This is a genomic window from Streptomyces durocortorensis (genome assembly GCF_016901035.1).
Taxonomy (GTDB): Bacteria; Actinomycetota; Actinomycetes; order Streptomycetales; family Streptomycetaceae; genus Streptomyces; species Streptomyces durocortorensis.
Map to the genome: position 1 here is coordinate 1 of NZ_JAFEUF010000386.1, position 4,242 is coordinate 4,242.

Consider the following 4,242-nt stretch of genomic DNA (forward strand, 5'->3'; position numbering starts at 1 on the left):
CCCCGGGGGGGGCCCCCCCGCCCCCCCGCCCCCCCCCCCCCCCCCCCCCCCCCCCCCCCCCTTTCCCGGGCGCCGGCCGCCCGCCCCGAGACCCCCCGCCGGGCGCCCACGCCCGCCCAGCCGGACGACGCCTCCCCGGCGCCTTCCGGCCCCGCCTCGACCGAGGCCCTCCCCGGGCCCGCCCTCGACGCCCTCTCCGCCCGCGAGATCCTCGGCCGGCTCCCCGCCCCCGTCGCCCTGCTGCACGGCCCGGACCACCGGATCGCGTACGTCAACGACGCGTACGAGGCCGCGTTCGGCCCCCGCCCGTCCGGCGTCCCCGCAGCGGAGGCCATGCCCGAGCTCGCCCAGCTCAGCGTGCTCCCCCTGCTCGACCAGGTCCTGCGCAGCGGCACCGCCCGTACGGTCAAGTCCCGCAGGACCGCCGAGGGCGGTTCGTACACCGTGACCTGCACCCCGGTCGCCGCCTGGGACGACACGGAGGACAAGGGAGACGCCGAGGAGGACGGCAGAGGAGGAGAGAAGGAGAGAGGAGAGAAGGAGAAGGGAGCCGGCAAGGGAGAAGGCGGCGTCCTCGTCCACGCCGCCGACGTCACCGACCACGCCGAGGCCGCCGAGCGCCTGCGCACCAGCGAGCGCCGCCACCGCGAAACGGCCGTCACCCTCCAGCGCTCCCTGCTCCCGCAGGAGCTGGAGCAGCCCGACGACCTCCGCATCGCCGCCACCTACCAGCCCGGTGGCACCGACGCCGCGGTCGGCGGCGACTGGTACGACGTCATCACCCTCGGCGCGGGCCGCACCGCCCTGGTCATCGGCGACGTGATGGGCCGCGGGGTCCGGGCCGCCGCCGTGATGGGCCAGCTCCGCACCGCCGTCCGCGCCTACGCGCGCCTCGACCTCCCGCCCCACGAGGTCATCCAGCTGCTGGACGGCCTCGCCGCCGAGATCGACGCCAGCCAGATCGCGACCTGCGTCTACGCCGTCCACGATCCCAACGAGGGGCAGCTCGTCTACGCCTCCGCCGGCCACCTCCCGATCCTCGTCTGCGACGAGGACGGCACGGTCCACCGCGCCGCCGACCCCACAGGACCCCCGCTCGGCACCGGCGGCTGGGTCCACACCTCGGGCACCATCGCGCTGCCGCCCGGCTCCACCGCCGTCCTCTATACGGACGGCTTGGTGGAGCGGCGCAGCGAGGACATCGACGAGGGCGTCGCGTCCCTGGCCCGGGCCCTCTCCGGCGCCAAGGGATCACCGCAGGTCGTCTGCGACCGGCTGATCCGCTCCCTCGGCGTGACCGCCGAGCACGACGACGACGTGGCGGTCCTGGTCGTCCAGCACCCCGCCCGTACGGGGACGAACGCGGAGCTGTTCCACAACGCCGCGCTCGACCTCCTCGGCGGCATCGAGGCCGCCCCGCGCGCCCGCGCCTTCGCCACCGGGGTGCTGACCTCCTGGCGTTTCCCCGTCGAGCTCCGCGACCTGGGCGTGCTCGCCACCAGCGAGCTCGTCGCGAACTCCCTCCAGCACGGCACCCCGCCGATGCGCCTGGGGCTGCGCCGCACGGACCGCCGGCTGATCATCGAGGTCACCGACGGCGACGACCACCTGCCGCGCCGCCGCCAGGCCGAACCGGCCGACGAGGCGGGACGCGGCATCTCGATCATCGCCTCGATCGCCACCTCCTGGGGCAGCCGGCGCACACCGGGCGGTGGCAAGGCGGTCTGGTGCGAGTTCGCCCTGCCGCAGTGAAGCAGGGCGGCAGGGCGAACGTTCTCCGTCAGGTCCGGTCAGTGACCGGCGGAGGCGGAAGCAGGGGCGGTGCTCCCGGCGGGCACCGCGCCGTCCGGCCCCTCGGGCAGTGACACCGCCACCACCCGCGAGGGGGCGGCTGCCAGCGACGGCTGATCCTGTACGGGGGTGAGCCGCCGCCCCAGCCGCAGCGCGAGCACCGTGATGCCCAGCGAGAACAGCACGAACGTCACGATGTACGGACCGTGCAGCGACGCCCCCATCGGCCCGCCGACAGCAGGGCCGACCGCGAGCGCGAGCTGCTTGCACAGGGCGAACGCCGAGTTGTACTGCCCGACCATCGACTCCGGCGCCAGATCGGCGACCAGCGGGGCGACGGTCGGCGACAGCATCGCCTCACCCAGCCCGAACAGCGCGTACGTCGAGATGAACGCGGCCGTCGCCATGGCCTGGCTGCCGTGTCCGAGCCCCGCGTACCCCGCCACGAGCCAGGCGAACGCCCAGATCAGGCCGACCGCGGCGATGACCCGGCTGCGCCGCCGCCGCTCCACAAGCCGGAGCACGACGAACTGCGCCACGACGATGACCGCGGTGTTGGCGGCCAACGCGAAGCCCAGGGTGGAGGGCTCGATCCCGGCGGCCTCCGTGCCGTACGCGGCGAGCCCGGACTCGAACTGCCCGTAGCAGGCGAAGAACAGCACGAACCCCAGCACGCACAGCTGCACCATGGCCCGGTGCGAGAGCAGCGCCCGCAGCCCACCGCCCTTGGCGGCGGCCACGTCCGCCGGCCGGGCGTCACCGAGGGAAGCCGTACGGGGCATCCGCACGGTGGTCACGACGACACCGAGCACCACGAACATCGCGGCCTCGATCAGGAAGAGCATGGTGAAGCTCGCCGGACGGTCCACGTCCACGAGCTGGCCGCCGACGAGCCCGCCGAGGCCGAGCCCCAGGTTCTGCAGGAAGAACTGCATGGCGAAGGCCCGCGTACGGGTCGCGGCGCTGGAACACCACACGAGCATCGTGGCGAGGGCCGGCTGCATGACGGCGGTGCCGGCGCCCAGGACCGCGGCGGACAGCACGGCGGCCGGAACACTGCTCGCGAACCCGAGGGCGGCGGCGCCCACGGAGGCCAGGGCGGAGGCCACCACCAGCACGGGCAACGGGCCCCGCCGGTCGATGGCCCGCCCGGTGAACGGCAGAACGGCCAGCGCTGCCATCGCGAAGGCGGCCAGGACGACTCCCGCCGTCCCGGCACCCAGATCCCGCACCTGCGCCACGTAGACGTACAGATACGGAACGGTGAACCCGAGCCCGAACGCGCTCAGCGCGCTGCCCAGCTGGATCCGCCGCAGCGCTGCGCCCATCTCCCTGGTCACACTCACCTACCTCAAGATCTTGAAGGAATCAGACTCGAAGACTTTAGCACTAAACTTAGAAGGTGAAAACTTCAGACTGAAGGACTTCAAGGGTGGTGGGAGCGTGCCATACTGCCCGCCATGTCTGAGAGCACCGAGGAGCCCGGCCCCAGCGAGCCGAGCCTCGACGAACAGATCGCCGCCTACCAGCGCGAGTTCCGCGACCTCGACCCCCAGGTCGAGCAGGTCGTCTCCGCGCTGGGCCGGCTGAACCGCAGGATGAACGTCGCGTACGGGAGACAGGTCGCGGCGCTCGGCATCAGCAACGCCGAGTGGGAGGTCCTCAAGACCCTCGTCCTGTCGGGAGCCCCCTACCGACTGGGCCCCGGCGAACTGGCGAAGCGCCTCGGACTCACCCCGGCCGCCATGACTCACCGCATCGACCGGATGGCCGGCGAGGGCCTGGTCACCCGCGACCGCGACGAGAACAACCGGGTCCGCGTCATCGTCGAGCTGACTGACGAGGGCCGTACGAAGTGGCTTGAGGCGATGCGGATGGCGAGCGACTTCGAGGAGGACCTCCTCCAGGACCTGTCCGGCGACGAACGCGGCGTCCTCGGCGAGCTGCTGGTCCGCCTCCTGCGCAGGGTGGAGCACGCCCAGCCGGACGCCGGCGGCCGGCTCACCGACCTGGACTGAAGGCCACCACGGAGGCCTGCCAGGGGGCGCTGCGAGGGCCCCCTGGGGAGGGTTGACACGCCCCTGGTGGATCCGTAAAGTTCTCCGAGTTGTCACGGAGCCGGTACGGCCCCGCGGCAGCCGATCCCGCCACGAACGCGGCAACCAAACTTGAGCACGATCTCCCACTCGGGATGATTTCGGCATGCCGGAATTCATGACCAAGGCCCGATTATGAGCCGCCGGGAGAATCCGCTAGAGTTTGAGCGTCGGAACGGCCCAACAGCCGGGAAGACAAACCCCGCTGACTGGGAATCAGGCCCGAAAGGATCTGATAGAGTCGGACTCGCCGGAAAGGGAAAACGCGAAAGCGAAGAACCTGGAAAGCGAAACTGCACGGCCCGCTTCGACCGGGAGTCAGACACTGGAAAGCGTCTGATAGAGTCGGAAACGC

General features: G+C 72.2%; 3 protein-coding genes. 2 read left to right on the plus strand and 1 reads right to left on the minus strand.

Features of this window, described 5'->3' with window-relative positions:
* On the plus strand, positions 1 to 1,752 hold a 1,752-nt coding region (locus JS521_RS34275; protein ID WP_239488225.1), incomplete at its 5' end, for an ATP-binding SpoIIE family protein phosphatase.
* 38 nt (positions 1,753 to 1,790) lie between these two features.
* Here JS521_RS34275 and JS521_RS34280 read toward each other — a convergent pair.
* Complete coding sequence (locus tag JS521_RS34280) at positions 1,791 to 3,119, minus strand: MFS transporter (protein WP_205086781.1); 1,329 nt, start codon at positions 3,117 to 3,119, stop codon at positions 1,791 to 1,793.
* A 132-nt stretch (positions 3,120 to 3,251) separates the two neighbouring features.
* Between JS521_RS34280 and JS521_RS34285 the strand changes: the two genes are divergently transcribed.
* Positions 3,252 to 3,809 (plus strand): MarR family winged helix-turn-helix transcriptional regulator, encoded by a 558-nt coding sequence (locus tag JS521_RS34285; RefSeq protein ID WP_006125761.1) that lies wholly within the window; start codon positions 3,252 to 3,254, stop codon positions 3,807 to 3,809.
* Positions 3,810 to 4,242 lie beyond the last annotated feature (433 nt).